The 2,756-nt window shown below is 74.3% G+C and carries 1 protein-coding gene and 1 pseudogene; both read right to left on the reverse strand.

The window, feature by feature from the left end:
* Positions 1-240: pseudogene (locus KS423_RS42835) on the reverse strand (hypothetical protein); the annotation flags it as partial.
* A gap of 57 nt (positions 241-297) precedes the next feature.
* A partial coding sequence (locus KS423_RS42840; RefSeq protein WP_224285106.1) for a DUF6049 family protein occupies positions 298-2,756 on the reverse strand: 2,459 nt, incomplete at its 5' end.

Here is a 2,756-nt window from a genome sequence, read left to right on the forward strand (position 1 = left end):
GCCGCCCTGCGGCGGCAGCTGCGGCGGCACGTCGTACGCGGCGGCCGGCGGCTGGGGCGCGGCAGGCCGACCGGCCTGCAGGCCGTACGGGTCCCGGCCGTCCTGCGGGTGCCCGTAGGCGTTCGCCGCGTACGGGTCCTGGGCGTAGGTGTCGGCCACGTACCAGTCGCCGGACGGCGACTCGGCGCCCGGCCGGCTCTCACCGCGGCCCGGCGGCCGCTCCTCGCTGCGCCCGGTCATGTCACCTCTTCGCTGTCGTGGGGGAGGCCGGCCCGGGGATGCGGGGGGTCGGCGGTATCAAGGACCAACCTTCTCATCACCGGCGGCCCGATCCCGGCCATCCGGGCTGCTGCCACGCGGTGTCTGTGCAGGACCGTCACCAGGGGCGTCGTCCGTCCCGCCGGTCCCGTCCGCCGCCGGGGCCCCGGCGGGATCCGCGGTGGACTCCTTCGCCGTGCCCTCCGCCGGGGGCTGCGGCGCGGGCCCGGCGGCCGCGGAGCCACCCGCCGCCGGGGCGTCCCCGACCGGCTGGTCGCCGTCCTCGTGCGGCTGCCCGCCGCGCCGCTTGCGCTGGCGCACGAAGCGCAGCGCGGCCAGCAGCAGCAGGACGCCGGCGCCCGCGAAGACGTACAGCACGCCGTTGGTCACCGAGGTGACCTCCACCGTGAACTTCCGGGCCTCGCCGTACGGCCGGGAGTCGGGGCCGGTGGTCCACAGCTGGGCGGTCATCGCGACCGGCCCGTTGTTGTGCGCCTCGGCGTTGAAGCGGAGGGTCACGCTCTGCGAGGGCGGGAGGACCAGCTCCTCCTCCTTGCTCACCCGCAGCCGGTTCGGCTGGGCCGAGGTGAGCACCAGCTTGAGGTTGGTGACCGTCTGAGTCAGGTCGTTGCGGACACTGACCTGGAGCAGACCGGTGTCGCCGGCCAGGGTGACCACGTTCTTCTTCGGCACCTGGACGGCCCTGGTCAGCTCCTTCAGGTACTCCGTGACGCCGGTGCGGTAGGTGCTCCCGGCCGGCGGCTGGCTGCGCCACTCGGTGGACAGCGAGCGGACCATCGCGGCGCTGAACGGGCCGCGCACCCGCTGCGGCAGGGTGAGCACCCGCATCAGGGTGTCCAGGTCGTGCTGGATGTCGTCGGTGCGGCTCAGGTCGGCCGCCGGCAGCTCCGAGGCCCGGGCCTGGGTCGGGTAGTCGGTGGGCGCCGGGACGGCGGTGTTGGCCTTCGGGTCGGCCGCGGACTGGGCCACCGCGTCCAGCTTGACCGAGGAGATCCACTTGCCGTCCGCCGTCTGGAGGGCGGTCGCCAGTGCCTTGGCGTTGGCGGCGCTCAGCTCGCGCGGCGGCATGACCAGCAGCCCGCGCTGGTTCTGCGGCTGCTCGTGGGTGATCGCGAAGGTTTCGGCGAGGAAGCGCTGGGTGGCCTCGGTCTGCGCCTGCGGGCTGCTCAGGTCCTTGTCGAAGAGCGAGGACACGGTCTCGTCGGCCACCACGGCGTTCTGCCCGTTGCCGATCGGGCGGACGGCGGTCGGGGTGTAGTTGAGCGAGTCCGGCTCCGGCATGCTCTCGCCGTTGACCAGCAGCAGCCCGCTGCCCGACTGCTGGGCGAGGGCGGCGATCTGCTGGTCGAGGTAGCCCTGGAACGGCCAGGCGACGTCCGAGCGGGTGTCCACGGAGAGCCGGCCCTCGACGGTCAGCCGGCCGGCCGTGGTCGCCTTGCTCAGCGCGGTGGTCACCCCGGTCAGGTCGGAGCCGTTGTGCGCGATCGAGGCGAGGTCGGGGTCGGCGTACGGCAGCGAGACCACCTGGACGCCCGGCTTGGCGACGGCGGCCCGCAGCTTGTCCAGCCAGGCGACGGCGGCGGGCGAGGGGGGGAGCTGGACGGTGTTGTCGTCCTTGGCCGACTTGCCCGACTCCTCGGTCCCCGGCTTCTGCACCCGGTAGGGCTTGGTCATCGCGAGCGCGGCGTCCAGCAGGTCCGGGTCGATCACCCAGGTCAGCCCGTTCAGCTTGGCGCCGGTGTCGACCAGCTCGTACAGCCGGCCGCCCGGGGCGAACTCGGTGGCCAGGCTGTCGTCGCGCAGCACCGAGATGGTCTGGTCGTTGTCGGCGACGGTCTGGGCGGCCATCACCGGCGGGTGCACCAGCGGCCAGATCGTGGCGACCTTCGTCGGCTGCGCCTCGGCGCCGCCCGGGTTGTACGGCAGGAAGGTCCGGGCGATGCCAAGGGCACGGTCGCGCGGGTTGTCGGCGGTCGTGCCCCAGGCGTCCACCGCGAGCTCGTACGCGCCGCTCGTGGAGAGTCCGAGGTCGCTCACCGCGACGCTCAGGGTGTACGGCTGGCTCTGCCCGGGGTCCAGCTCCGGCAGGGCGTACTGCGGGCTGTCCAGCTCCACGCCGTCCTTGCCGTCCGGCGTGGAGCGGCCGGCCACGTTGGCCAGATCGCTGCGCCGGTCCAGCGGCCTGCTGCTGTTCGGCTTGCGGACGGCCGCGTGGGCGCCCTTGACCGCCGAGTTGCCCGCGTTGGTGACGTGCCCGGTGATCGTCACGATGCCGTTCGGGGCGGCGACCTGGGGGCTCAGCGCGTCGATGGTCATCACCACCGGGTACTCGGCCGTGACGGAGGAGTCGGCGGCCGGGCGGACGCTGCCGCCGGAGGGCAGCGCACCCGCCGGGACGGCCGTGAACAGGGTCAGGGCGGCCGCGCAGGCGGCGGCGGCCCGCAGGACCGCACGGCGTGCCCGGCGGGCCGGATGGC

This window comes from Streptomyces sp. LS1784 (assembly GCF_020103755.1).
In the GTDB taxonomy this organism is placed as follows: Bacteria; Actinomycetota; Actinomycetes; order Streptomycetales; family Streptomycetaceae; genus Kitasatospora.